Raw genomic sequence first — 26,333 nt, 5'->3', positions numbered from 1 at the left:
ATTCGGCTTGCCCACTATTTACTTGCTCTAACGAAATAAAGCGCTTCCCGCTTGTTAAGCTAAATTCGGTGCTGGTAAACAATCTAAAAGTATTACTTATGATCTCGTTGTAACTCTGCGTATGGCAAAGTTGTTCGTAACAAATTCTAAATTGGGGTTCATTACCGAGTGCCAATTCTTTAGCAAGCTGCGCTAGCTCGTCGTTGGCATGCAGAAGTTGCTGCGCCTCGCGGTGAAAAATACGCCCTTTTTCAGTAAGCTGTAATCGGTACTTACTTCTATCTAGTAACTCAAATCCTATTTTTTCTTCTAGATTTTTAATAGCAAGTGTAAGCGCTGGCTGCGTTTTATGTAGCTTTAGTGCTGCCCCGCTTAAGCTTGCGCTTTGCACTATGGCATCTAAAATTATTAATTGATTCAGCTTCATATAGCACTCTGCAACATTATAAGTAAAACTTATTGAGTTTCTAAGATTTAATGATTTTTATTTTATATGTTTGCAGCGTATGCTGCACTTAATTATTTTGCCATCATTGCAACGGAGAAGACATGAAACTCTTTCGTCTATGTTTTTTAACTACGACTTTATTAAGCTTAATAGCCTGTTCTGAGCCAGAACAACAAGTTAAAGAAGAGCCCATTCGCCCTGTTAAATTATTCAACATAGGTCATGATTCTCAAACTAACATTCGCAGCTTTCCTGCTGAGGTTGTTGCAAACCAAGGCTCTTACTTGGCGTTTAGAGTAAATGGTGAGCTTGTTGAGTTTCCGGTTTTAGCAGGTGAAGAAGTTAAAAAAGGTCAGCTACTGGCAAAGCTCGACCCAGAAGACTTTCAATTACAATACGATGATAGAAAAGCCCGCTTTGAGCTTGCTAAGTCGCAACTTGGTCGTATTGAGCAATTACTTGAAAAAAGAATCGCAAGCCAATCTGAATACGATGAAGCATTAGCCAATATGCAGGTGGCAGAGTCTGCCTTTAAAATTGCCGAAACAAACCTAGAATACAGTGAATTACGCGCACCATTTGCAGGCACTGTGGCTAAAGTATTTGTTAAAAACTTTGAAAACATTCAAGCCAAGCAAAACATTTTACGCTTAGAAACACGCGACTTAATGGATGTAGAAATCCAAGTTCCTGAAAAAATAATAGCGCGCATTAAAAAAGGTACCGATTACCACCCTACCGTTGTGTTTGATGGCTTTTCAAAAAAAGAATACACCCTTGATTTAAAAGAGTGGGATACACAGGCTGATCCAACCACCCTGACCTACCAAGTTGTTTTTTCGCTGCCAGTACCTGATGACTTTAATTTACTTGCCGGTATGACTGGGCGTGTATTTATTGATTTATCTAAAGTTACTAGCTCGCAAGTAGCGTATACAATTTTACCTGTTGAGTCGGTTTTTTCAGAAGCGAAAGAAAGCGTGTCTGATAATGCGTATGTGTGGTTATACAACCCAGAAACAGGTGTTGTTAATAAGCAGGCTGTAAAAGTAGGGCAAGTTCATCGCGATGGTATTGAAGTACTTAGCGGTATTAAAGAAGGCCAAATGGTTGTATCTGCAGGTGTGCACTCACTAGATGAAGGCATGAAAGTACGTCCATGGAATAAAGAGCGAGGCTTATAATTATGAGCTTTGCGCAACTCTCCATAGAGAAAAAAGTAATTAGTTGGATGTTTACACTGCTGCTGTTAATTGGCGGTAGTGTGTCGTATTTTGACCTAGGCCAATTAGAAGACCCTGAGTATACACTTAAAACTGCCATGGTTATTACCATGTACCCGGGTGCATCGCCACAGCAAGTAGAGGAGGAAGTCACCTTCCCTATTGAAAATGCGATTCAGCAGCTCCCATATGTTGATTACGTGACCTCTATTTCATCAAATGGTAAATCTCAAATTTCGGTAGAAATTAAAAGCACTTACAGAAAAGAACAGCTGCGCCAAATTTGGGACGAAATGCGTCGTAAAATTAACGACCTTTCTCCTTCACTGCCAAGCGGCGTTTACCCAAGTACTATTTTAGATGACTTTGGCGATGTATACGGCGTTTTATATTCGGTTACTGGCGACGGCTACTCATATGACGAGCTTAAAGACTACGTAGACTTTTTAAAGCGCGAGCTAGTCTTGGTTAAAGGTGTAAGTAAAGTAACTATTGCTGGTGAGCAACAACCACAAGTTATGGTTGAAGTATCTACACGTAAATTGGCTCAACTAGGTATAGCCCCAAGCCATATTTTTGGCTTGCTGCAATCGCAAAATACGGTGTCAAACGCGGGCAAAATACGTGTTGGCGATGAGTCTATTCGCTTTCACCCAACCGGGGAATTTAAAGATGTAAGTGAGCTTGAAACTCTGCTTATTTCAAAACCTGGTGCAAGTGAGCTTATTTATTTAGGCGATGTAGCAAAAGTATTTAGAGAATACGCCGAAGTACCTACTAATGTTATTCGTTACAACTCAGAGCAAGCACTGTTAATTGGTGTGTCGTTTATGAACGGGGTTAACGTAGTTGATGTAGGTAAACGTATTGACGAACACTTAGCAGAGCTTGAATACCAGCGTCCGCACGGCATACATGTTGAATCGGTATATAACCAACCTAAAGAAGTAGAAAAATCGGTAGATGGCTTTATTGTAAGCCTTGTAGAGGCTATTGCCATTGTAATTGTGGTACTGCTTATATTTATGGGTTTAAAAAGCGGTATTTTAATTGGCGGTATTTTATTACTGACCGTTTTAGGCACTTTTATATTTATGAAGTTGTTTGCCATAGACCTGCAACGTATTTCTCTGGGAGCACTTATTATTGCCCTAGGTATGCTGGTAGATAACGCCATAGTAGTAACCGAAGGCATATTAATAAATTTAAAACGTGGCCAAACTAAGTTAAAAGCGGCAGTTAATATTGTTGAGCAAACTAAATGGCCACTACTAGGCGCGACAGTTATTGGTATTACTGCATTTGCTCCCATTGGATTAAGCTCTGATGCCACGGGTGAATTTGCTGGCAGCTTATTTTGGGTGTTATTTATATCGCTTTTATTAAGCTGGATCACCGCCATCACCCTTACGCCATTTTTTGCAAACTTAATGTTTAAACAAGATGAGTTTAAAAAAGGTAAGAATGCTGAGGGCGAAGAGGAAGACGACGACCCGTACAAAGGCTTTATTTTTACAGGCTATAAAGCACTTTTAGATGTGTCTATGCATTATCGTAAAACAACTCTTGTTCTTATGGTTGTATTACTTTGCTCTGCAGTAATTGGCTTTGGTGCGGTTAAGCAGTCGTTTTTCCCTGCGTCTAACACGCCAATGTTTTATGTAGATTACTGGCAGCAGCAAGGCTCAGATATACGTGCAACCCTTGATGGCATTAAAAAGCTAGAAATCTACTTACAAAATGAAGAGCTCGTTGAGGAAATAACAAGTACAACAGGCCAAGGTGCGCCGCGCTTTATGCTTACTTATGCTCCTCAAAAATCGTACTCTTCTTATGGGCAGCTTATTATTAGAGTAAAAAACCGCGAGGCGGTTGCTATAGTAATGCAAAAGGTGCGTGAATACTCACAAAGTACGCCACTTTCAGCCGAGCTTAAAATTAAGCCGATGGAAATTGGCCCATCTACCGATGCTAAAATTGAAGCACGCTTTACAGGCCCAGACCCAGTAGTTCTTAGAAAACTTGCAGCTAAAGCAGAAGACGTTATAGCAAAGGATGAAGGGGCTTATAATATTCGTGATGACTGGCGTGCGCGTACTAAAATGATTCGCCCGCAGTTTAACGAACAAAAAGCGCGCCGTTTAGGTATTAGTAAATCTGACCTTGATGATGTGCTGCTTACTAGCCTCTCTGGTAAACAAGTAGGCGTATACAGAGATGGTACGCAACTGTTACCTATTATTGCCCGCTCTCCTGCTAATGAACGTTTAAATGTAGAAAGCGTTCACGATTTACAAATTTATAGCCCAGTACTTGGTGTGTTTGTGCCAGTAACGCAAGTGGTTGACGAATTTGTGGTTGAATGGGAAGACAGCCTAATTATGCGCCGCGACCGTAAACGTACAATAACGGTAATGGCCGATCAAAACGTTTTAGGTGACGAAACCGCTGCTAAATTATTTGCCCGCATACGAGGGCCTGTAGAAGCAATAGAGCTACCGCGTGGTTATAAATTAGAATGGGGCGGCGAATATGAATCGTCATCTGATGCGCAATCGGCTATTTTTGGCTCATTGCCATTAGGCTATTTAGCTATGTTTGCGGTAACCGTACTGTTATTCAACTCGCTTAAACAACCTTTAGTTATTTGGGCTACAGTGCCACTTGCCATTATTGGTGTAAGTGCGGGTATGTTGATAATGAATGCGCCGTTTAGCTTTATGGCATTGCTTGGCTTATTAAGCTTAAGCGGTATGCTTATTAAAAACGGTATTGTATTAGTTGATCAAATAAATCTCGAATTGAGTGAAGGTAAATCGCCTTATGAAGCCGTGTTTGACTCTGGTGTGAGCCGTGTACGCCCTGTTGCTATGGCGGCTATAACTACTATTTTAGGTATGATCCCGCTGTTATTTGACGTGTTCTTCCAGTCAATGGCGGTAACCATAATGTTCGGTTTAGGCTTTGCCACCATACTAACCCTCATTGTAGTGCCAGTACTTTACACGGTTATATTTAGAATTGATTACGAACCGCGTAAGTAGTTAAACATATAATCGGTTAACATAAAAAATGCCACTGGCTCAAGGTCAGTGGCATTTTTATTTAATACCGATGAAAAAAGAAAGGCTACATATTTAGTTGTTAAGAAACTAACCGCAACACTTCTTATATTTTTTGCCGCTACCACATACACAAGGTGCGTTACGCTCTGGTACTTTATCAAATACTTGTGGTGTTGACTTGCTAAGCGCAAAGTCTAGTTCGCGAATATCTTCTGGTACTTCAGCTCTAACTTCAATTGAAGCAAACAGCGAATGCTCTTCTAATATTGCTTCTATTTCTGATTGTCGTGCAACTGAGTTTACAATTAGCGTTAACGGGTGTAACTCTGTGCCTGGCTTTGCAGTACGTTTTGGTGCAAATCCATTACTGTTATTTTTACCCATTATGTCGGGCTTACCCATAAAGAAAAATTTTGACATGTTACTTCTATAACCTTTCTACATTATTAAGACGGCGCATCTTAACAGCTTACCCTTCATATAACTAAGTGTACTTGATAATGCACAATATAAATCAGGCTTTAGCGTATATACGCCTAATATAGCGACATAATGAGGCCATTTAATGGATTTAGGCAAAATTTAAATTCGAAATATAGTAAAATTATCATGACTCAACTTAGTGCCATTTTAGTATCTAACTCAATATTATGGAAAAGCCTTGGAAAATTTTAAAACCGCGATACTAATAGCGGGCAGCGTTTTTATACTTTTTGGTTATTTACGCTTTATAACTGACGATAATGGTAACGTGAACTTAAACAACTACCGATTTACAGGTGGTTTAGTACTGGTGATTTCAGGCATGGTTGATGGCACACGCGACCTTGTTAAGCGCCTGCGCTCTAAAAACTCGTTATCGGCGATTGCAGTTTATTTAGGTATACTCTTATTTTATATTGGCTTTAGCATTTTATAAGTGAATACCCTTTGACCTTTAAGCAACTCTTCAACAGCGCCTTATTACTCTTAGTAACAGCACCTTCGCTGGTTTTACTTGCATGGGATGAACAAGCCGACCCCGCTTTTATCCCCAACAGTATATATAACACCTTAACATTTACGTTATTTCCAATAACGGCGATAGTGTTGTCGGTTGTTTTATTAAGGCATCTATATAAAAAATACAATAATAACTTTGAATTTAAACATACAGTTAAAAATTATATTGCTGAGCATGGGAAGTTCCGCAGCGCATTTATACCACTGTTTTTGCCTATTTTAATTTACTTATGGTTATGGACGTCAGTTTGTATTTCTGTGAAATTATGGGCCAATAAACACAGCAATAATATATGGCAGCAAGAGCATCAATTACTCGAGGTAGGTAGTTGCCCAAATGATTATGAGTACAGTTGTGCAACGCTAACTGTGCTTAGTTTACAGAACTACAGAAAATACACTTTTAGATGGTATTTAGATAAGAATAAATTGGTGACTTTGCAAAATAACAATATAAATTTAGTGGGCGTTACAAGCCCACTTGGCAATATAGTACAAGAAATACAGTGGTAGTAGAATACCACTTAGGTGCAGATTATTTTTTTAAGCTAAGGGTACGCCCCGAGCTAGGTTTTGACTGTGACGACTTGTTCTCTTTAATACTTTGTGGCTTACCAACATACGTGGTAGAACGCTTTTGATAAGGTGCTTTACTGCGCTCATTTTTGCGCTCGCCATTAGCATTACTGCGATCAGAGTTGCGACTTGAATTTCGCTCAGTACTACGCTCGCCACTTTGTTCGCCTTTATTAAAACGGCGAGGATTTTCACCCTGAAAATCACGCTTTTTAGGAATCGACGGCGTATTATTTTCTGATTGTTTATTAGCATCAAGCGAATGTTCTTGAGTTTTACCTGAGTCAGAAATCGAGTCGTTTATTTGCGCCATTTCAGTATCAGATAAATGACGCCACTGCCCTACCTTTAAACCTTTTAGTGTTACGTTCATTATACGAGTGCGCTTTAACGTCACCACTTCGTAACCTAAATATTCACACATACGGCGTATTTGACGGTTTAAACCTTGTGTAAGTACTATTTTAAATTCTTTAGGGGCAGTTTGTGTCACTTTACACTTTTTAGTTACGGTATCTAAAATAGGCACGCCATTGGCCATTTTTGTAACAAACTGACGATTAAGCGGTTTATCAACCGTAACAACATATTCTTTTTCGTGGTTATTACCCGCACGCAAAATTTTATTAACGATATCGCCTTCGTTAGTTAAAAATATAAGCCCTTCAGACGGTCTATCTAAACGCCCTATTGGAAATATACGCGTAGGATAATTTACCGCGCGAATAATATTACTTTGAATTTTACTTTCGGTAGTACACGTAATACCAACGGGTTTATTGTAAGCAATATAAACGCGCTTTGGTGTGGCTTTAAGTGGCTTGNGCCATTAACGCTGACACGACCTTGCTCAATATATTTATCGGCTTCGCGGCGTGAACAAAATCCTGTTTCACTAATAAATTTATTTAAACGTTTTAATTCGGTCATGGCACTTATAGCGTAGTAATTTTTAAGGCGAGTAGTGTAAACCACCCACACTATTTTTTCGCCCCTAATTTAAAATTTATAGGTGTTTAAGCATTAATTTTTGCTTTCGTTAATTTACGCCATACAAATTCAAGCGGGCCTTGGTTGAAATAGCGGCTGTATATAAAGGTAAATATAAGCTGCAGTGCAACTAATGCCGTTGCAACTAACCAGTAGTCAATACGATCAAAATTGAGCACCCAGTGCGTAAATAGCACTTTATATAACAACAGTTGTATGAGTGTTTGGCTAATATATAAAGTAAATGCTAAGCGCCCCGCTTGTTGAATAAGCGTGCCAACGTGTGCGCTGTTATTGCAAAATTTAACAATTAAATGAATATACAGCGTAGCCATACCTAGCGCCGCAAAAATATTTACAAATTCTTGCACCCCATATCCTAAGCTGCCATTAAGCTGTGATGCATAAAGACTGATCCCACAAAAAACAAGGGTCATTGCACCGCAAACTATTAATTGCTGAGTCGTTAAGCCTTTACTAAAAACGTCTTGTTTATATAAATAAATGCCAATGAGCATAAGGCCCACGCACATCCACATTGTCATTATTGGCACCATAACAAGCATTAACGTGTTCATAGCAAGGTTACTAATAAAGTAATCAATATAGTGTGGGTTATATAATTCAATAAACTGTGCTGTATCGCGGTAAATTATTTCATCGGGTACGCTAGATATAACAAGTAAGGTAACCACAGCCGACAACAAGGTAAATGCAAGCCCTCTTTTTAAAAGTACGTTGCTATCACTTTCTAAATATTTAATAACAAACCAGCCAGATACACCGTAAACAAATAAAATATCACCGGCCCAAAGTAAAAAACCATGCGCTAAACCAAAGAGGATTAACCAATAGAGCCTGCTTTTTATCTGCACTTCAGACTTGTAACGTTGCCACTGAATGTAAAGCCCTGCACCAAAAAGCAAACTAAACAGCGTTCTAAAACGCCCGTCTACAAACACGCTGCTAAGGGTGTGAATAATTGAGTCGCTAACAGGAGGATTAGTTAAGGAGCTATACCCATATTCAAAAATGCCGAAGGCGTAAGCATTCATGTAAACAAGGCCAAGCACGGCAACGCCGCGAATAAAGTCCATATTATAATTGCGCATTAAAGCTATTATCCGTTAAATATTATTCTTATAACTGTCAGCCCAATCGACTGACTGCTGGTAAAGTGGAGGTAGTATAGCACTGTCTATATTTAGCAAAAGTACAGCTTGTTCAAGTGCCCACCAGCTTCCTGTTTCATATGCTTTAACAACGTTTAAAATATAATAAAGTGTGTTTTTGTCCCCTAATAATGCCGTTTTTATTTCATCAGGGAAAGGTAGCTTTTCAACAAGCAAGCTCATTGGTTGATCAAGGATTGCATCCAGTAACGAGAATAACCCTGTTAAAAATGCTTCGCCTGACTGACTTTTATCAACATTTTTTGCCACAAGCTCACAAAAGCGAGCACGTACAACACATACTTGCATTAGCTCTGCTGGCTTTTTACCCGCTGTATGAGCAGTAACAATAAGGCTCACAAACTTTTTCAGGCGTTCGTGTCCTAAATACACAAGCGCTTGCTTTAATGACGATATTTGGCTTTGTATAGGAAACACACCGCTGTTTATTAATCTTAGTAACTTATATGCGAGTGCAGCATCTAGCTCAAACAGGCTTGCGATGGTTTTAATGTCAGGGCTTTGCTTCATTATTTCTGCGTAAATAGCAACGACTAAACCATAATTATAATCAATGTCGTTTTGCTTGATCATGGTAGGTTTTGCAAAAAAATAGCCTTGAAAATAATCAAACCCCATATCAAAGGCAAGCTCATAGTCTTCTTGTGTTTCTATTTTTTCGGCTAGTATTTTTATTTGTTTATGCGCTTGTAACTTAGTAACTATGGGCTGTATTTCGCTAAGAGGTGTAATTGCAATATCAAATTTAATGAGCTTCACAAGCTTTAAAAAACGATCCCATTGTGGTTTATATACAAAATCATCGAGCGCGAGTTTGTAGTTACTATGAAATAAACCTCGGCATAGCTCATAGTTATCGTCGGTTGGTTCTATGGTTTCGAGCAATTCAATCACAACGTCTTGGCATGGTAAGAAAGCACATAAATCGAGTTTTAGTGATTCTGGTCCTATATTAATAAGCGCTTTTTTGCCTGATGTAATATGGCGTGTACCTAAATTTAATTGATTTTCCATAATAAGCCTTGCTGTTGCTTGGCCTTCTGCAATATCTGGAAAATAATTTTTTGGACTATCACGAAAAAGTAGCTCATAGGCTACTACTTTTTTACTTCGATTGAATATTGCTTGCCTTGCAACAAATACAGACACATTACCTACTTCTTAGCTTTTATATAATACTAAGTAATTAAACCCTAAGCAGGTAGATTTGTCACTAAACTTTAAAGTACACAAACGTTTTACCGGTATAAGGTTGTTATATAATCAGTTGCCACTTGTGGCCACGAAAAACGCATTTGCTCTGCGCTGTGCTTAATTTTATGCCATCTTTTAGGATTTTGCTTTTTAATTAAGAGAGTTTCGTCTAAACAGCTAATTAAATTACGCGTTTGCGTTGCCAACGTGTCTCCATTAAAGCTAAAACCATTTTCGTGGTGTTTAACAGTATCTTTTAATCCGCCAACACTGTGTACTAAACACGGTTGCCCCGCTCGCATTGCTAGCATTTGGCTAATACCACACGGTTCAAACGAGCTTGGCATTAAAAATAAGTCACCTAATTGATACATTAAATCGCCAACACCTTGCCCATATCCCTTCAAAAATAAAAGATTGGAATTACGCGCCATTGCTTTGGTAAATATGCTTTCGAGCTCTTTGTCACCCGAACCGAGAATAATAAGTCTGCCATTATGTTCATTAATTAATTGGCACACTTTATCAATAGCTAAAACCCCATTAACCTGCTGGCACAATAACAACACTTTTTGCTCAGTAAGACGGCCAACGCTTGTGACTAATGGACCATTATTAACCGTTGCTTTAAATTGCTGTAATCGTTGGTGGGCAATATAGTAGCCACTTTGTAACTGCTCGTAATTGGCCATCCAACCAAACAAAGTACTCTCTGCTTGGCTATAAAAATCAGCGAGAGTTGCTCCTTCAAGTGCATTGCTTGGATATTCGCAGCCATTTAAAATACCAACAAGCTTGCCTTGGCTTGCTGCATTTTGCAGATCTTGCTCAAGCCCTTCGCCACCAAAAAAACCATGTTCGTAATTGCTAGGTTCAAGAACCTCTTGGCTGTAAGTTGGCGATACAACATGTATTTTATCGCATAGATTTATTGCACTGCGCATAGGATTAAAACAATGAGGGTAACGCGGGTCGCATAATTGCTGGCCATTATAACTAAGTGATGGAAACCACGCCTCTAAGCTTGAATCATCATGTTTGAAAGGCCTTATCCCTTGCAGTGCAATATTATGCACTGTGAAGGCAATAGGTAAGGTATTAAGTGAGCTATAACGTGGCTCAAACTTAAGTAAAACTGCAACGCAGGCACTGTGCCAATCATGTAAATGCAGCGCTGTAGGGCGCTTTAATACACCTTGTAATAACGCTTCGCAGACGGCTGCGTTAAATAGAGCAAATTTAGTCGCATCAGTTGCAAAAGGCCTCCCCGGTGCATCATTACAATATACACTGCCTGATTCACTAAATAACGGGTGGCTAATAACAATTTGGCTTACATTATTTTCGGCTTGTTGTACTTTAAAAATGGTTAATACATGGGGTTGAGCATTAAATGCAACAGTTACTTCACCTACATAAATACGCTCAAGCGGCTCAAACCCGTAATCAGGAATAACAACATCAACCGTTATACCTTGCTTAGCGAGTGCCCTAGGTGCATCGCGTACTACATCTGCCACACCGCCTACTTTTGCGCCTGGTAACGCGTCATTTTCTGCTGCAACCATTAATACATGCATTAATTTATTATTTCCTTTAAACCTGTGTGAGCTTGCTCACAAATGAGCAAGCTATGTTGTCGTGCTTATCTAACTTGTTGTTACGCTAGCTTTTTATTTTCTCGCGCTTGGCGTTCTAACTTTTTTGCAAGCTCAGTGAGCATATCACGTGTAACAAGAACGATACCTTTTTTAGATACCCTAAAGCCGTTTTCTTCATCTGTTTTTTTGTCAAAACCGATTTCAAGACCCGCAGGTATTTCACAGCTTCTATCTATTATTGCGCGTTTAATTTTACAACCTCGGTTTATAACTGCACCGGGTAAAATTACCGACTGCTCAATGGTACAAAATGAGCGAACGTGGACATTAGAAAACAACAGGGATTTTCTAACCGCAGAGCCCGAAATAATACACCCACCCGAGACTGTTGAGTCTAAAGCCATACCGCGCCTATCTTCGTCATCAAAAATAAACTTAGCAGGTGGTAGTTGCTCTTGATAAGTCCATATTGGCCACGTTGGATCGTATAAATCAAGTTGCGGCTCTGGCATTACCAGTTCCATATTAGCTTCCCAGAACGAATCAAGCGTACCTACATCGCGCCAATAAGGTTGCCCTTCTTGGTTTGGATCTCTAAATGGGAAAGCAAATACATTGTGCTCTTCTATAATCGCTGGAATAATATCGTGACCAAAATCGCGTCCAGAGCCTTCATTTTCAGAATCTTTTTTAAGTTGCTCAAATAAAAATTCAGTATTAAATATGTAGTTCCCCATTGATGCTAAACATGTACCTGGCTTGCCGGGTACGGAGCTCGGCATTGCTGGTTTTTCATCAAAACGACACACTCTATTTTCTTCATCAACGGTCATTACACCAAACGTGTCTGCGGCTTCCTCTACTGGAACTTCAATACAACACACAGTCATATCTGCGCCTTTTTGCACATGTTCAGCCAATAAAGCACCATAGTCCATACGGTACACATGATCTCCAGACAAAATCATCACATATTTAGGAAGCTCGTGACGAATAATATCTATGTTTTGAAAAACAGCATCTGCGGTTCCACAATACCAATCATCACCTTGGCGCTGAGATGCAGGTAGTATTTCAACCGACTCTCCTAGCTCTTTTTTAAAGTGCCCCCATGCGCGGTTTACATGGCGTATTAATGAATGTGATTTATATTGTGTAGCAATACCAACACGTCTCACACCCGAGTTAATGCAGTTTGATAGTGGAAAATCGATAATTCGATGTTTACCACCAAAGTAAACTGCTGGCTTTGCTCGCCAATCGGTTAACTCATGCAGGCGAGAACCGCGACCGCCTGCCAGTATTAACGCGTAAGTTTCTCTGGTTAGGCTACTTATGTAGCGATTTGCATAATTAGGCATAATACTCTCTCCATTTAGTCTAGGCTGTTAGTGGCATGGCTTTTAGTTGTCGTTAAGTCTGTTTCACTAATATTGAGGGGTTCTAAATGCCAAATATCTTCACTGTATTGGCTTATGGTTCTGTCACTTGAAAACATACCACTGGCTGCTGTATTTAAAATACTCATTTGTGTCCAGTAGGTCTGATCTGCGTAAGCTTTATCAACTTCTTTTTGAGCTGCTACATAACTTTCAAAATCGTGAGCAACAAGCCATGGATCGTGCGGGCTCTTAATTGCATTTGTTATGTCGTCAAATAAGCATGGCTCAAATAAATTAAAATGCCCGCTCTCGAGTAATTGCATCACATTCTTTAAATCGCTATTTTGCGATATTAAATGCTCTGGATTATAACGTGATTTAATATCGTCAATTTCGTGCGCTTGTGCGCCAAACAAAAAGAAGTTATCAGCACCAACAGCATCTCTAATTTCAATGTTTGCGCCATCCAGCGTGCCTATTGTCAATGCACCATTCATCATAAATTTCATGTTGCCAGTACCAGACGCTTCTTTGCCTGCGGTAGATACTTGCTCTGAGAGATCGGTTGCAGGACAAATAACTTCCATTGCGGTTACGTTGTAATTAGGTAAAAATGCGACGCGTAAATATGGCGCTGCTAACGGGTCTTTATTTATAACCTCTGCCACGTTATTAATAAGCTTAATAATTTTTTTAGCCATGTAATAACCTGGCGCTGCTTTACCACCTAATAGAACACAACGAGGAACAAGTCCTTGGGTATCCCCACGGCGAATACGGTCATATAAATGAATCACATGAAGTATGTTTAATAGCTGACGTTTGTATTCGTGGATACGTTTTACTTGTACGTCAAACATCATTGATACATCAAAATCGATATCGCAGCGCGCCTTAACTAAATCAACTAAACGTTGTTTGTTTTCACGTTTAGCATTTTGCCACTGCTCATGAAATGCCTTGTCGTCATAAAAACGACGTAGGTCACTAATTTTTGAAAAGTTTTTAACCCAATCATGGCCAATTTTTTCACCAATTAATTCACTTAATACCGGATTACAATGCGCAAGCCATCGACGAGGCGTTACACCATTTGTTTTGTTATTAAACTTATCTGGCCACAGTGCATAAAATTCTTTAAATAATCCCGCTTTTAACAGTTCGGTATGAAGTGCTGCTACGCCATTTACAGAGTAACTACCTACAATAGCTAAATAAGCCATACGAATTTGCGGCTCATCACCCTCTTCAATCAGTGACAATGCACGTTGCTTTTCAACATCTCCCGGCCATTGCTGTGCAACTTGTGCTAAAAAGCGTGCATTTATCTCGTAAACTATTTCTAAAATGCGTGGTAATAATTTTGAAAACAACGAAACAGACCATTTTTCAAGCGCTTCAGGAAGTAGCGTATGATTTGTATAGGCCATGGTTTTAGTTGTGATTTGCCACGCATCGTTCCAATCTAATTCGTAATCATCAATTAAAATACGCATTAGCTCTGCAACAGCAATACTTGGATGCGTGTCGTTTAACTGAAAAACATGAAAATCAGCAAAGTCACTAAAGCTCTCGCCATGTTGGGAAACCCATTGGTCTACTACGTCTTGAATACTCGCCGATGATAAAAAGTATTGTTGGCGTAACCTAAGCTCCTTACCATTTTCGCTGCTGTCATTTGGATACAGCACCATGGTGATCTGTTCGGCTAGATTTTTTTGTGCGACGGCTTCTGAATAACTGCCCGCATTAAATTCGGTTAAATTAAATTCATCTGTTGCCTCTGATTTCCACAGACGTAGTGTATTTACGATATTGTTTTTATAACCAGGGACAGGTACATCGTACGGTACAGCTAATACATCTTGTGAGCCCATCCATTGACGGTGCTCTCTGCCAAATTTATCTGTGTAACTTTGCACATAGCCACCAAACTTCACACGTTTTGCATGCTCTGGTGCGCTTAGCTCCCATGGATGTCCTTCACGTAGCCAGTTATCTGGTTGCTCAATTTGGTTACCATCTTTAATCGATTGATTAAACATGCCGTATTCGTATCGTAGGCCATAGCCAATAACAGGCAACGCTAAACTAGCACAGCTATCTAAAAAGCAAGCTGCAAGGCGCCCTAGCCCGCCATTTCCTAAGCCAGCGTCGTGCTCGGCGTCTTCAATTGTTTCTATTGTTGTGCAGTACTCTTGTAGTGCTGAGCTTACTTGTTCATCTAAATCTAGATTTAAAACAGCATTACCTAGCGCACGCCCCATCAAAAACTCAAGAGAAAGGTAAGCCGTTTTGCGGCGTTTCTCTTGCTTAATTTGTTGATTCGTTTCTCTGCAGCGAGCCACAAGTCTGTCGCGAATAGTAAGCGCTAATGCGTGATACAAATAATGCTGCGATTCACCCACTTTATCTCGGCCGAGGGTATAATAAAAATGCCGTGTTAAGTCATCTTTAAGCGTACTTTCATCAATAACGGGACCTTCTTGCCAGCCCTTTACTACACACACTTTATCACTTTGTTTAACCATGACTAACATCCTCTAAATTGGCACTAAAAACCCAACTACTTTGTGCTGAAATTTCAACCATCGCATCTTCATTACTGCTCACAGATGCATTATGTACACTTGATAGAATCATTTGCCACGGCGCATTAATTGGCGATGGGGGCATTTGACAAAAAATTGTTTTTTCACTGGCATTAAATACAATCAGCAATGCATGATTGTTTTGCTTATCAAGTAAGCTGTACATTAAAAACTGCCTGGTATCTTCATGCCAGTGAGCATCAGTCATGGTTTTACCCTGTTCGGTAAACCACTTAACGGTAAAACGCTCGTCTATATCATCTAAAAATACACTGTGTTTAAACGCACTGTGCGCACGTCTAATTTTTAATGCATCATCAATAAATCGTGTTAACGAATGATTAAGTTGAGAATCTTTCCAGGCAAGCCAACTAGTGCGATTATTTTGGCAATAAGCATTGTTATTCCCCCCTTGCGAGTGCGCCATTTCGCTGCCAGCGGCAATCATGGGAACACCTTTTGAGAGAATTAAAGTAAGTAAAAAGTTCTTTTGTTGCTGTAAGCGCAGTGCGTTTATTTTAGAGTCGCTGGTAAAACCTTCTACCCCACAGTTAAACGAATGATTTGCACTGTGCCCATCTCGATTTTGCTCGCCATTAGCTTCGTTATGTTTATGCTCATAACTCACTAAATCGGCAAGGGTAAAACCATCATGACTCGTTATGAAATTAATACTATTGAGCGGCCCACGTTGGCTGTGCTCAAAAATATCAAACGATCCATGCAAACGTTTTGCAACGCTTGCAATAATGCCTGTTTCACTTTGCCAAAAACGTCTAATTACATCGCGATATTGATCGTTCCATTCTCGCCATGGCGGCGGAAATGCACCAAGCTGATAACCACCTGGGCCTATATCCCAAGGCTCACTTATTAACTTAACTTTGTTAAGCACAGGGTCTTGGGCAACTACTTGTAAAAAAGTATGTGCGGAGCTAAAGCCTGCTTTTGAGCGGCCTAAAATGGTCGCTAAATCAAACCTAAAACCATCAACTCCCATTACTTCAACCCAATAACGAAGGCTATCAAGTACAAGTTGCAGTGTTTTAGGATGATCAATATTTATGGTATTACCACAGCCGGTATCGTTTATATAGACGTCAAGCTGGCCATCTACTGTGCGGTAATAGGCTAAGTTATCAAAACCTCTAAGCGATAGTATAGGGCCATCCGCCCCTGCTTCAGCTGTATGGTTGTAAACAACATCTAATATGACTTCTATGTCTGCAGCATGGAGCTCTTTCACCATTTGCTTAAACTCGTTTATATCGTCGTTTACCAAATAGTCTTTATGGGGCGTAAAAAAGTTAAGCGTGTTGTAACCCCAGTAGTTTTGCAAACCTTTCCCTGTTAAAAATTGCTCACTAATAAAAGAATGAACAGGCAAAAGCTCAACGGCTGTAACACCAAAGCTTTGTAAGTGTTCAATAAAGCTTGGGTGGCTTAACCCTAAAAACTTCCCTTGTAGAGATTTGGGAATTTTAGGATGACGACACGTTGTACCTTTGACATGGCACTCGTAAATAACCGTGTTTGACCAACGGTGATTAGGCTTTTTATGCGTATACAACGTAGGAGCCGCTACTTTTGATTTAGGTATATCAATCGCATTATTTACAGTGCTTTTAGTACCGATTGGCATTTGCCCGTAATGGCGTTCACTCCAAGTAAACTCGCCAAACAAGTCTTTTGCATATGGGTCTATCAGCAGCTTATTTTCGTTAAACAGTTGACCATTTTTAGGGTTATATTCACCCTCAACTCTAAAACCATAAAGCGCACCGGCGTTTAATGGCGAAATATGAATACTCCAAATACCCCCTTCGTTGATATTCATCGCCATTTTTAGTATTTCTGAATGGCCACTTTTATCAAACAGGCATACATAAGCTTGGCTTGCCCCAGGCGCATAAAGCGCGAAGTTGACCCCATTATCAATAACACTAGAGCCAAGTGGTTCTACATTACCGGGTGCTACATCAAATCGGTTACTCATCATCAACCTTTTGTAAATAAATAGTAGTTAAGCCACCAATGGCAATTGAAATACTGTGTTTAAAACCATGATTTGATTCGTTTATTGCTTGAACTATCTGCGATGAATCTTTAGTTACTTCAACGCCAGAGCCAAAAAACTGAGTATCGTCTGTATTTAAAACAACTTTATAACGCCCTTTACTCGGTACGCCAATAACGTAGTTTTCATATGACGCGGGGGTAAAATTAGCAATAACAACCACAAAGTTTTTTGCGTTTTTAGCATAGCGAACAAAGCTTAAAATGCTCTGCTGATTATTATTGTTATCTATCCAGGTAAAACCAGCCGCGCTCGAATCTAGCTCATACAACGCAGGTTGGTTTTTATAAACGGTATTGAGCGCTTTTACGGTGTGCTTTATACCGCTGTGGCTTTGGTGCTCAAGTAAATGCCAATCGATAGAATGATCGTGCCCCCACTCTTTTCGCTGTGCAATTTCACCGCCCATAAATAAGAGTTTTTTACCCGGGTGTGCCCACATAAATGCGTAATAGGCGCGTAAATTTGCAAATTTTTGCCAATCATCGCCTGGCATTTTTTCAATTAACGAGCCTTTACCGTGTACTACCTCATCGTGGCTTAATGGCAATATATAGTTTTCACTAAACGCGTATACCATCGAAAAAGTCATTTCGTGATGATGATGCTGACGATAAAGCGGGTCGTGCTGCATGTAATGCAAACTATCGTTCATCCAACCCATGTTCCACTTATAACCAAAGCCTAAACCGTTGTGCTCAACACTTTGGGTGACACCCGGCCATGCTGTTGACTCCTCAGCCACCATCATAATGCCTGGGTTGTTTTTATAGCTGCGCATATTGACTTGCTTTAGGCACTCAATTGCACCTAAGTTTTCACGCCCACCGTAACAATTAGCAACCCACTCGCCTTCTTTTCGGCTGTAATCTAAATACAACATAGAAGCTACGGCATCTACACGCAGGCCATCTAAACCAAATTGATGTAGCCAATACATAGCATTTGATATTAAAAAGCTTTTAACTTCAGGGCGGTCGTAGTTATAAATGTAGGTATTCCAATCAGGGTGAAAACCTTGGCGCTTATCAGCATGCTCATATAAATGGGTGCCATCAAATCGATGTAAGCCATGCGGATCGCTTGGAAAATGCCCTGGTACCCAATCAAGTAAAATACCTAAATTAGCTTTATGGCACTGCTCTACGAAGTATTTAAAGCTGTTGTAGTCGCCAAAGCGGCTGGTAGGTGCAAATAACCCAACAGGCTGATACCCCCACGAACCATCAAACGGGTATTCACTTATTGGCATAAGTTGCAGGTGAGTAAAATTCATTTCAAGAGCGTAGCTAACGAGTTTGTCGGCAAGCTCTGTGTAACTTAAATAACGGTTGTTTTCGGCGCGTTGCCATGAGCCTAAGTGCACTTCGTAAATACTAATTGGTGCATCAATATGGTTACGCTTTTGTCTGTTTTGAAGTGCCTGTTCGCCAAGCTTTATAGGTTCTGGTTTATACTGCAGTACACTTGCAGTGCCAGGTGCTTGTTGCATTTTAAATGCATAGGGGTCGGCTTTTTCGAGCACCTCTCCACTTTGCGCGGTAATTGCAAATTTGTAGCACATGTCAGCTTTAAGGCCTGGTACAAATAACTCCCATACACCACTTGCAGGATGAAAGCGCATAAAGTGGCGATTCGCTTGCCAAAAGTTAAACTCACCAATAATAGAGACACTTGCCGCATTAGGCGCCCATACACAAAAACGCACACCGTCTACGTTTTGTTGAGTACTAAAATGTGCACCAAAATGCGAGTAAGCATGTTCAAGGCTGCCTTCGTTAAATAAATACATTGCCTCTGCATCAAGTGTGCTTTCAAAGCTGTATTCATCATAAAAGGTAACGCTGCTATCTGTGTACTGAGCAATGCATTCATATGGCGCAGTGGGCAAAGCATCAACTTTGGCTATAAATAAGTCACTTTGCTGGTAGCGCTGCGCCTTAATAGTTTTATTATTTAATGTAACACTTACGCTTATTGCACAAGGTAGATAAAAACGAACTTCAACCTCAGCATCCGTTTTATGTGCCCCTAAGAAGCTAAATGGGTCTTTAAATCGCCCTGTATTTAATGCGTGTACTTGTGCATCGTAACTATTTTCATTAGTTGTACTGCTCATTTAACCTTTCCTTATTGAATCGATAGCAGCTAAAAGTGAGGCATTTTTGGTAAAAATTTCTTCACTGGTATGCGTTAATACACGTCGCCAATTAGGATATTCTTTATCTGTTCCGGGGATATTGACCGGATACTTCTGCTCATCTAAGTCATCTATTTGTATTGCAAATAAACGCGATTGAGAGCCTGCTAAACACAATGCAAGTGCGCTATAAACAGTCACTGCTTCACTATGTAATAAAAGCTCAGTTGTATTGCCATGGTGATTAATAAAACGTAGTAACCTTTGTTGCTCTTCTATTCGCTGTTGCTTTAGTTGCTCGTATTCATTGCAAGTTATAAGCTTATATTGTTGCTTAATATCTAAATCATCATGTTGCCACCAGCCTGTAAATGGAGGGACATCGTGATTGGCTATCATTAACAAACAATGTGTTGCTAGCTCATCTACCGATAAAAACTCTCCACTGTGTTGTTTCTCAAAATAAAATAAGCTGTTGGAAAAAATACCGCTAGATGCCAAAGCTTCCCTAACCTCTGGCGGTACGATGCCTAAATCTTCACCAATAACAATACTCTGATTAATATGCGATTCAATTTTTAAAATGGCAAGTAAATGCTCAAACGGATAATAAACATAACAGCCGTCTTGTTCGCCATTGCTTTCAAAGCACCACCATAGGCGCCTAATAGCCATTACGTGGTCAATTCGAAGTCCACCTACGTTTTGCATGTTTGCGCGAATGAGCGAGCGGTAAAATTGGTAGTGATTATTGCTAAGGCTTTGGGGATTGAGGGCTGGGAGGCCCCAATTTTGACCTGCTTCAGCCCATGGATCGGGTGGAGCGCCTACACTTGCACCTTGGCTAAACAACGATTGCTGATTTTTAAATTCAGCCCCATCGCCAGCACAACCAACAGCTAAGTCGTTTATTAAGCCAATAGCCATGCCTCTCTCTGCGCAACTTTTTTGACACAGTGCCAGTTGCATATGCGCTTGCCATTGCAGGTAATAAGCAAATGTTAGGTTATCTGATTCGAGGGTATTTAACGTAGTAGAATGAGTATTACAAAAATCAGTAAACGCTTGGCGACGCTCATCACTTGCCGTTAATTCAAACTGATTATAAAGCGCTTCAAATAACGCATATTTTATATGGCTTACATTTTCATAATCTATAAATTGATCATTACTTTTTATAAGTGTAATTACATCGTCTCGTTGCATGAGGTCATGCAGAACTGTGTTATTTTGTGCGTCTTCGCTTAATACTATAGAAATATAAAGAGGGTTTAATAAAGCCCGACTACTAGGGCTATAAGGGCTTGCACGCTCTGGCATATCAGCAAATAACAAATGCAGTGGATTAAGTAATATGTAATCCATATTTTGCGAGCTGCATAATTTTGTAAGCGTTAGTAAATCGTCAAAGTCGCCAATACCTAAATGCGCTTTATTTTTTAATGTGTAAAGCTGAATAGATAACCCTGTGCGCTTTGTGTCTTCAACTTGATAGACTTGCTCAGGCACGCACCAAATTTGTGTAATAGCGTATTGCTCACCTACCTGAACATTAGCGTCATGATAGCCAATTGGCATAGTTTCTATGGGTAGTGCCAGCTCAATATAGCGAACGCCATGTAAGTAATATTCACCTGTAACTGCCAAATTATAAAGGTTCTCAACCGCTATATTCATCCCAAGAGAAGGGACATTAATGGTAGCGGCTAAATATTGCTGGCGTTCATCTATACGAAGCTTTAACAAACATGCACTTTGCTCAACTAAACTCACACTAGGTACTAAACCCAGCCAAAGCGATGCATCTAAATCATAAGTTAGTTGAGTTATTTCGGCTTCGTTATTTGTATCAACACCGCAACATTGCAAAGCACGTTTACGCGTGTCTTCGCTAAAAAACACCTGTTCACCTGTATACTTAGTGAATTCAAAGCCAATACCATGCAGGTAAAACAACTGCGAAAGAGCATCCATTGAATCGCCTTAATTAATGCGTTGAGTATTTACTATGCTGTTTTCTGTGCCAAATGTATTGCCAACATAACCATCAGCTTGGTGGTCGTTATCCCAAATGTCTCCATTTATTAAATAACGAAAGTGAAATTGTTGATCGATAGGTAAGCGTAGTTTAAATTTAAACACACCTTGTTTTTTATTAAGCTTCATTGGCACAGGTTGCCAATCATTAAATTCGCCTAATAAGCAAACTTCTTCTGCCTCTGGATGAGAAAATTCAAAGGTTACTTCAGCTTCATCTTTTGTTTTAAAAAAACGTTTATTCAACATAGCAGGCTCCAACTAAACCAAAAAGGGTACTTAATCTTTGCCACAGGCCATACAACTAAACAAAAAAAGGCGATGTGGATTCCATTCAAAATCATTAAACACGTTGTAAGTTAACCAAAACTTTATTTACGCATTATTACAGTGCAACAATTCATTTTTTCTTCACCTAAAAAGTGCGGTTAGTATATAAACAATCTTTTTTAAAAAGCGCAGTAGTACAGAGCAATATTTGAACCAACTCAGCGTATATCACACATTATTTTTCAAATTACTATTTAACTGAATTTAACGTGAAATAATCCAAAAGTATTGCCTAAATTTATAAAATTCTTTTGTTCTGTACTTTCATCAGCGATAATACACAGCATCTTAATACTCTGAAATATCATAATTTTCATGTTGAAAAAAAGCATTTTAATAACTATAGTCATCATCTTTTTAATAATAGCCACACTTGTTGGTTCTTCAATCTATACCCTTTATAGTAAAAAAGAAATCTCAGTTGATCCTAAATTAAAAGAAATCTCAGGTATTGAATTTGATAAACAAAAACGTCTATGGGCTATTAACGATGGAGGCAATGAACCCAAGCTTTACCGCCTTAACAAAGATGGTTCTATTGCCAAAGAGATTTTGGTTGAAAACGCTAAAAACATAGACTGGGAAGACATGACCCAAAACAAATTTGGGCACTTTTTTTTAGGGGATTTTGGTAATAACAAAAACGATCGTAGATGGCTTACTATTTATAAAATAGAAAACCCAATAGATATAAAAACAGACACAACCCAAGCCGAAATAATCAAGTTTACCTACCCTGAAATGGATGGCAGTCCGATAAAACCTAATGACCGAAATTTTGATTTAGAAGCATTTGTAGCACTAGGTCGTCATTTATATTTATTTACTAAAAACCGCACAGAACCTTTCGATGGTATTACTAAAGTGTATAAAGTGGGCGATCATGCAGCAAATTTTGATGCTGAACTAATTGACTCTTTTAAAACGTGTACCACGCTTGAAAAACTATGCTGGATAACCTCTGCAGCGCTCAGCCCCGATCGTAAAAAATTAGTCTTACTTGATTCAACCAGTCTTTGGTTATTTGAAAACTTTGAAGGTGATAAGTTTTTCTCTGGTGATGTATCAAAAATAGACCTAGGGATTGTTACTCAAAAAGAAGCAGTCACCTTTTTTGATGACAATACGATTGTATTTACAGATGAAGAGTTTAAAGGCATAGGCGGTAATGCTTATTTTATAAAACTTGATAAAGCCAAAAAAGAAGTTATAAGAAAAAAACCTATTTCAGAAAAAACACTTCCATAGCATCTAGTTAGCTAAGCTGAAGCATTAAAGCTTAGCTAACTTATGTGAAAGGTAATGAGTTAATTACTCTTTTCATTTGACGAATGAAGTACTTTTTCTACATCAACACCTAAAATCAACACTCCAATATGACTATTATTATCATCTAAAACAGGAAAACTTAGCTGAACTTGAAAATGATGTGTTGATGCATCATATGTGACGCTATCAAAATTAAAACCTTTTGACTGTTTAAATGTTTTAATAAACTTATTTTCATCTCCTTGCCAGTAGTCACTGGTTAGCTTACTAATAGCGATGTTTTTTCCTTGGTTATCAGTCAATATTAGCTCAGTAACAATACCTTTGAATTGAGATTGCCATTTTTTAAATACTTTAGATAACGGTAAATTAAGCATAGCTAATCCATCAGGGTGCTTTACTTGTTTACTTTCTTTTATCCATAGCTGGTCTAGTCTTTTAATTTCAGATTCACTTAAGGGAGACTCATTACTTATTTGAACTTGTTCTACTAAACTAGGTAAGTTTAGTAAGATTTTAGCGCTACTGGACAATCTATCAAGTATTTGCTTTTCTTCACTTTTTGATAGTGAAAATGGAGCCTGCGCGCAAGTATTTATATTTTCATCAAACTGCTGCATAAATTTAGGGAAGCGTTTAATAAGTGAATGCGAAGCAAATAATCCCAAAGGTACATACCTAAAAAATTCTCTTTGATATTCATCCTCATTAATGCCTAGTTTAGAAGCTGCTAATTCAAAATCGTCTAAATCAAGTAGAATTCTATCAATCCGCTTATGGTGCATAACATTTACTATTTCTTCTAATGAATTTACTTCTACCTCAGCAATAATATTCTGAGTTTTAAACCAATTAGCCTAGTAACTCCCTCTTACTGCACCATAACGCATTTTATTTTTTGGTTTATTAATGCTCTCTGGATGAGTAAACCAGTACCAGCTTTCTAAAAAGATGGGGGATGATATGCGCCCATAGGCCTTCATTTCAGGCATTAAGTGAGTTGTGAAATAACCATCTAAGCGGTCTAACTTTACTTCTCGACGTGCGCGTAACCATGGCAAGGTTTGTAGCTAAAAAGGGGCTCCCATTTCAAATGAAATACACTCAACTTGGTTGACTGCATTATCAGGTGCACTGGTGGGTAAGTTTGTTCCAAACTGAAGAGGCTCAGTTAAACCTAATAAGAAAGTAAAAAGATATCCGAGCATAATCCATTGCTAAATAATGTACAAATTAAAATAAGTGTAGCCAAACAGATTAAAATTGCATTATTTGCTGTAATTATTAGGTAACAGCTCTAATTTCCCAGCTATGCAGCGCTTACACACTTAATAAACCTTTCTGTTAGCAGTGTTACTGTAGCTTTGTCTGTATAGTGCGGCTTAACATTCTTCATAATATGCTTTGAGCAAACATTTTTAGATTCTTCAAATTGAGAATTGCAGCTAGCAACAGTATTACCTAAAGCTTCCTGATAGGCTTTATCTGCGCACATAGTTAAAGCAAAATCTGTAGCCCCAGCAATTATTTCATTGATATTTACTGAGGATGTTTCGAGTTTAAAATAGATATCGCTATACGTATTAACTTCTGTATTCTTCTTTGACGAAAAATGACTAGCTTTAGCCGTTAAATAATAACCTATAAGTATGATTGATAATATCACTGTAAAAACCGTTTTCATAATTACCCTTAACACAATAATTAGTATTGCATTGTTTATAAAATAGTTCGATTTTTTACATAAGTACGAGGGAGGGAGACTCTCTACATCCATGTCATAGGTAAGATCTTAAGAAATTGAGTTGAAGCTCAATTCATGATCAAATGGTTATTACCACACAAACCACAGAATCAAGAAAAGAGCTTCAAATGAATGCTAACATTTTTATTAATAAGTTAAAAAGTATCCTAAGTGAAAAAAAACTGAACCGACTTGGTAAACAAGTAGCATTTACTAAAAGAGAAAGAAATATTACCGCATTTCATATGGTTGTTAGTCTTGTTGCTGCGCTTGGGGATAAAAAAACGATCTATTTATCCGAAATGTTAAGAGTTTATAATCAGCTAACAGGGCAGTCTATTAAGTATAAGCCTTTTCAAAACCAGTTAGTTAAACCTGAACTAGCTGAACTAATGCGAGAGGTAACAAATAGAGTTTTTAATTGTTGGATAAATGATGCGCTTAAGTACACGAAAAAAGATTTGTTCAAGTTTGAGAATATTTTAATTCAGGACGGTAGCTCTATTATGCTTCATCGTTCTTTAAAAGATGTTTTTCCTGGGCGATTTTCAAATACGTGTCCAGCAGCGATTGAATTGCATGCTACTTTAAATTTAACGCAAGGTTGCTTTGAAAAAGCAGGTATAACACCAGACAGTTATTCTGAACGTGAAGAACTTCGTGAGCGTCTAGCGAACTACACCTATGTTTTAAAATTCCAGGGTAACAAGCTGTCGATATCGGGCTCAGGCTGGCACAGTTCATCAAGGCAAGCACAGATGTAATTAAATGGGATTAGACCATTTATCTTGGCGGTTTCCACAATGCTGTAAAGGGTGGCACTAGCATGGGCACCGTTAGCCGTTTGGCTAAATAACCAATTCTTTCGGCCTATCACAAACGGTTTTACCGCGCGTTCTGCTCTATTATTATCGATGCTAAGTCGGCCATCATCAACATAGCGTATGAGCTTGTGCCATTGATTTGCCAGGTAATTAGCTGCCTCTATCAGTTTGCTGTTCCCCACTAAATTTGGCTGATCCTGCTCAAGCCATATTTTTAGCTTGCTAAGAATAGGCAGGCTAACCTCTTGTCTTGCCGTATATTTGTCATCCACACTTTTATCTTTGATGCGTGACTCAACGCCGTACAGTTTTTGGATAAGGCTCAATACCACATCCGCTTTGCCGGTTTTGTTTTTACCTTGTAGCTTTTTCGCGTCGATAAATTTACGACGAGCATGCGCCCAGCAGCCAATTAAGGTTGCCTCTGTTCTGGCATAGGCTTGATAGCCATCCACGTGCAAGTACCCTTGATATCCATCAAGATAATTGACCACGCAGGCGGCCGCGCGACTATTGTGGAAGTCGTAAAGTACGATATTAGGGATGGGATTATTCGGGTCTGGTGAATCTCGACCCGAGCAATACACCCACATGTAACTGTTTACTTTGTCCGATTTCACCACCTTTAATGGCGTTTCATCGGCAAA

General features: G+C 39.1%; 21 protein-coding genes and 1 pseudogene. 6 read left to right on the top strand and 16 right to left on the bottom strand.

What is annotated here, in order from left to right; all coding sequences use genetic code 11:
- Positions 1 to 427: LysR family transcriptional regulator (locus L655_RS0112260; RefSeq protein WP_024605175.1), on the bottom strand; the 427-nt coding region annotated here is incomplete at its 3' end.
- A gap of 122 nt (positions 428 to 549) precedes the next feature.
- Between L655_RS0112260 and L655_RS0112255 the strand changes: the two genes are divergently transcribed.
- Positions 550 to 1,632: an efflux RND transporter periplasmic adaptor subunit gene (locus L655_RS0112255; protein WP_024605174.1), complete on the top strand. Its 1,083-nt coding sequence runs from the start codon at positions 550 to 552 to the stop codon at positions 1,630 to 1,632.
- Positions 1,633 to 1,634: 2 nt separating this feature from the next.
- Positions 1,635 to 4,715, top strand: a complete 3,081-nt coding sequence (locus L655_RS0112250; RefSeq protein WP_024605173.1) for an efflux RND transporter permease subunit — start codon at positions 1,635 to 1,637, stop codon at positions 4,713 to 4,715.
- Positions 4,716 to 4,823: 108 nt separating this feature from the next.
- On the opposite strand, the gene L655_RS0112245 is transcribed toward L655_RS0112250, so the two are convergent.
- Entirely contained in the window at positions 4,824 to 5,156 is a 333-nt protein-coding gene (locus tag L655_RS0112245; protein WP_024605172.1) for a PBPRA1643 family SWIM/SEC-C metal-binding motif protein, read from the bottom strand.
- 241 nt (positions 5,157 to 5,397) lie between these two features.
- Between L655_RS0112245 and L655_RS0112240 the strand changes: the two genes are divergently transcribed.
- Positions 5,398 to 5,655: a hypothetical protein gene (locus L655_RS0112240; RefSeq protein ID WP_024605171.1), complete on the top strand. Its 258-nt coding sequence runs from the start codon at positions 5,398 to 5,400 to the stop codon at positions 5,653 to 5,655.
- Positions 5,656 to 5,666: 11 nt separating this feature from the next.
- Positions 5,667 to 6,251, top strand: a complete 585-nt coding sequence (locus L655_RS0112235) for a hypothetical protein (protein ID WP_024605170.1) — start codon at positions 5,667 to 5,669, stop codon at positions 6,249 to 6,251.
- A gap of 22 nt (positions 6,252 to 6,273) precedes the next feature.
- On the opposite strand, the pseudogene L655_RS01000000125535 reads toward L655_RS0112235, so the two are convergent.
- The 10 genes and pseudogenes from L655_RS01000000125535 to L655_RS0112185 all read right to left on the bottom strand — a co-directional run bounded on the left by L655_RS01000000125535 (position 6,274) and on the right by L655_RS0112185 (position 21,768).
- Positions 6,274 to 7,244 (bottom strand): annotated as a pseudogene (locus tag L655_RS01000000125535) (pseudouridine synthase).
- 86 nt (positions 7,245 to 7,330) lie between these two features.
- The gene (locus tag L655_RS0112225) at positions 7,331 to 8,401 is read right to left on the bottom strand and encodes a DUF418 domain-containing protein (protein WP_024605169.1); all 1,071 of its coding nucleotides are present in this window, start codon (positions 8,399 to 8,401) and stop codon (positions 7,331 to 7,333) included.
- A gap of 30 nt (positions 8,402 to 8,431) precedes the next feature.
- A complete protein-coding gene (locus L655_RS0112220) occupies positions 8,432 to 9,646 on the bottom strand; it encodes an HDOD domain-containing protein (protein WP_024605168.1) in 1,215 nt (404 codons plus the stop codon).
- An 89-nt stretch (positions 9,647 to 9,735) separates the two neighbouring features.
- Positions 9,736 to 11,271, bottom strand: coding sequence for a glycogen/starch synthase (locus L655_RS0112215; protein ID WP_024605167.1), 1,536 nt, complete (start codon positions 11,269 to 11,271; stop codon positions 9,736 to 9,738).
- Between the two features lie 80 nt (positions 11,272 to 11,351).
- Positions 11,352 to 12,653, bottom strand: a complete 1,302-nt coding sequence (gene glgC, locus L655_RS0112210; RefSeq protein ID WP_002958601.1) for a glucose-1-phosphate adenylyltransferase — start codon at positions 12,651 to 12,653, stop codon at positions 11,352 to 11,354.
- A gap of 14 nt (positions 12,654 to 12,667) precedes the next feature.
- A complete protein-coding gene (locus L655_RS0112205) occupies positions 12,668 to 15,205 on the bottom strand; it encodes a glycogen/starch/alpha-glucan phosphorylase (RefSeq protein WP_024605166.1) in 2,538 nt (845 codons plus the stop codon).
- Positions 15,198 to 17,261: a glycogen debranching protein GlgX gene (gene glgX, locus L655_RS0112200; protein ID WP_050582208.1), complete on the bottom strand. Its 2,064-nt coding sequence runs from the start codon at positions 17,259 to 17,261 to the stop codon at positions 15,198 to 15,200. The genes L655_RS0112205 and glgX overlap by 8 nt, the downstream gene beginning before the upstream one ends.
- Positions 17,254 to 19,461, bottom strand: a complete 2,208-nt coding sequence (gene glgB, locus L655_RS0112195) for a 1,4-alpha-glucan branching protein GlgB (protein ID WP_024605164.1) — start codon at positions 19,459 to 19,461, stop codon at positions 17,254 to 17,256. The genes glgX and glgB overlap by 8 nt, the downstream gene beginning before the upstream one ends.
- Positions 19,462 to 21,456 (bottom strand): 4-alpha-glucanotransferase, encoded by a 1,995-nt coding sequence (gene malQ, locus L655_RS0112190; RefSeq protein ID WP_024605163.1) that lies wholly within the window; start codon positions 21,454 to 21,456, stop codon positions 19,462 to 19,464.
- Between the two features lie 9 nt (positions 21,457 to 21,465).
- Positions 21,466 to 21,768: an isoamylase early set domain-containing protein gene (locus L655_RS0112185; protein WP_024605162.1), complete on the bottom strand. Its 303-nt coding sequence runs from the start codon at positions 21,766 to 21,768 to the stop codon at positions 21,466 to 21,468.
- 396 nt (positions 21,769 to 22,164) lie between these two features.
- Between L655_RS0112185 and L655_RS0112175 the strand changes: the two genes are divergently transcribed.
- Complete coding sequence (locus L655_RS0112175) at positions 22,165 to 23,097, top strand: hypothetical protein (protein ID WP_024605161.1); 933 nt, start codon at positions 22,165 to 22,167, stop codon at positions 23,095 to 23,097.
- Positions 23,098 to 23,156: 59 nt separating this feature from the next.
- Here the strand turns inward: L655_RS0112175 and L655_RS1000000128005 are convergent, their stop codons facing one another.
- The 3 genes from L655_RS1000000128005 to L655_RS0112165 all read right to left on the bottom strand — a co-directional run bounded on the left by L655_RS1000000128005 (position 23,157) and on the right by L655_RS0112165 (position 24,802).
- Complete coding sequence (locus tag L655_RS1000000128005) at positions 23,157 to 23,903, bottom strand: cache domain-containing protein (protein ID WP_241764484.1); 747 nt, start codon at positions 23,901 to 23,903, stop codon at positions 23,157 to 23,159.
- Positions 23,904 to 23,975: 72 nt separating this feature from the next.
- The gene (locus L655_RS1000000128000) at positions 23,976 to 24,179 is read right to left on the bottom strand and encodes a hypothetical protein (RefSeq protein ID WP_241764483.1); all 204 of its coding nucleotides are present in this window, start codon (positions 24,177 to 24,179) and stop codon (positions 23,976 to 23,978) included.
- A 248-nt stretch (positions 24,180 to 24,427) separates the two neighbouring features.
- Positions 24,428 to 24,802 carry a hypothetical protein gene (locus L655_RS0112165; RefSeq protein ID WP_024605160.1) on the bottom strand — a complete coding sequence of 125 codons (375 nt, stop codon included), beginning with the start codon at positions 24,800 to 24,802 and terminating at the stop codon, positions 24,428 to 24,430.
- A gap of 188 nt (positions 24,803 to 24,990) precedes the next feature.
- On the opposite strand from L655_RS0112165, the gene L655_RS0112160 reads away from it, so the two are divergent.
- The gene (locus tag L655_RS0112160; protein ID WP_024605159.1) at positions 24,991 to 25,626 is read left to right on the top strand and encodes a hypothetical protein; all 636 of its coding nucleotides are present in this window, start codon (positions 24,991 to 24,993) and stop codon (positions 25,624 to 25,626) included.
- On the opposite strand, the gene L655_RS0112155 is transcribed toward L655_RS0112160, so the two are convergent.
- The coding region (locus L655_RS0112155) for an IS66 family transposase (RefSeq protein ID WP_024604753.1) at positions 25,545 to 26,333 on the bottom strand (789 nt) is incomplete at its 5' end. The genes L655_RS0112160 and L655_RS0112155 overlap by 82 nt on opposite strands.

This window comes from Pseudoalteromonas sp. TAE79, assembly GCF_000498015.1.
In the GTDB taxonomy this organism is placed as follows: domain Bacteria; phylum Pseudomonadota; class Gammaproteobacteria; order Enterobacterales; family Alteromonadaceae; genus Pseudoalteromonas.
The sequence above is the reverse complement of the archived record's forward strand: the minus strand, read 5'-3'. Positions and strand labels throughout refer to the sequence as shown.

What these genes read in the sequence shown, in the direction of transcription:
- L655_RS0112255 (WP_024605174.1), top strand. Translation starts at nt 550, where the DNA reads ATGAAACTCTTTCGTCTATGTTTTTTAACTACGACTTTATTAAGCTTA.
- L655_RS0112250 (WP_024605173.1), top strand. Translation starts at nt 1,635, where the DNA reads ATGAGCTTTGCGCAACTCTCCATAGAGAAAAAAGTAATTAGTTGGATG.
- L655_RS0112245 (WP_024605172.1), bottom strand. Translation starts at nt 5,156, where the DNA reads ATGTCAAAATTTTTCTTTATGGGTAAGCCCGACATAATGGGTAAAAAT.
- L655_RS0112225 (WP_024605169.1), bottom strand. Translation starts at nt 8,401, where the DNA reads ATGGACTTTATTCGCGGCGTTGCCGTGCTTGGCCTTGTTTACATGAAT.
- L655_RS0112215 (WP_024605167.1), bottom strand. Translation starts at nt 11,271, where the DNA reads ATGCATGTATTAATGGTTGCAGCAGAAAATGACGCGTTACCAGGCGCA.
- glgC (WP_002958601.1), bottom strand. Translation starts at nt 12,653, where the DNA reads ATGCCTAATTATGCAAATCGCTACATAAGTAGCCTAACCAGAGAAACT.
- L655_RS0112205 (WP_024605166.1), bottom strand. Translation starts at nt 15,205, where the DNA reads ATGGTTAAACAAAGTGATAAAGTGTGTGTAGTAAAGGGCTGGCAAGAA.
- glgX (WP_050582208.1), bottom strand. Translation starts at nt 17,261, where the DNA reads ATGAGTAACCGATTTGATGTAGCACCCGGTAATGTAGAACCACTTGGC.
- glgB (WP_024605164.1), bottom strand. Translation starts at nt 19,461, where the DNA reads ATGAGCAGTACAACTAATGAAAATAGTTACGATGCACAAGTACACGCA.
- malQ (WP_024605163.1), bottom strand. Translation starts at nt 21,456, where the DNA reads ATGGATGCTCTTTCGCAGTTGTTTTACCTGCATGGTATTGGCTTTGAA.
- L655_RS0112185 (WP_024605162.1), bottom strand. Translation starts at nt 21,768, where the DNA reads ATGTTGAATAAACGTTTTTTTAAAACAAAAGATGAAGCTGAAGTAACC.
- L655_RS0112175 (WP_024605161.1), top strand. Translation starts at nt 22,165, where the DNA reads ATGTTGAAAAAAAGCATTTTAATAACTATAGTCATCATCTTTTTAATA.
- L655_RS1000000128005 (WP_241764484.1), bottom strand. Translation starts at nt 23,903, where the DNA reads ATGCACCATAAGCGGATTGATAGAATTCTACTTGATTTAGACGATTTT.
- L655_RS0112165 (WP_024605160.1), bottom strand. Translation starts at nt 24,802, where the DNA reads ATGAAAACGGTTTTTACAGTGATATTATCAATCATACTTATAGGTTAT.
- L655_RS0112160 (WP_024605159.1), top strand. Translation starts at nt 24,991, where the DNA reads ATGAATGCTAACATTTTTATTAATAAGTTAAAAAGTATCCTAAGTGAA.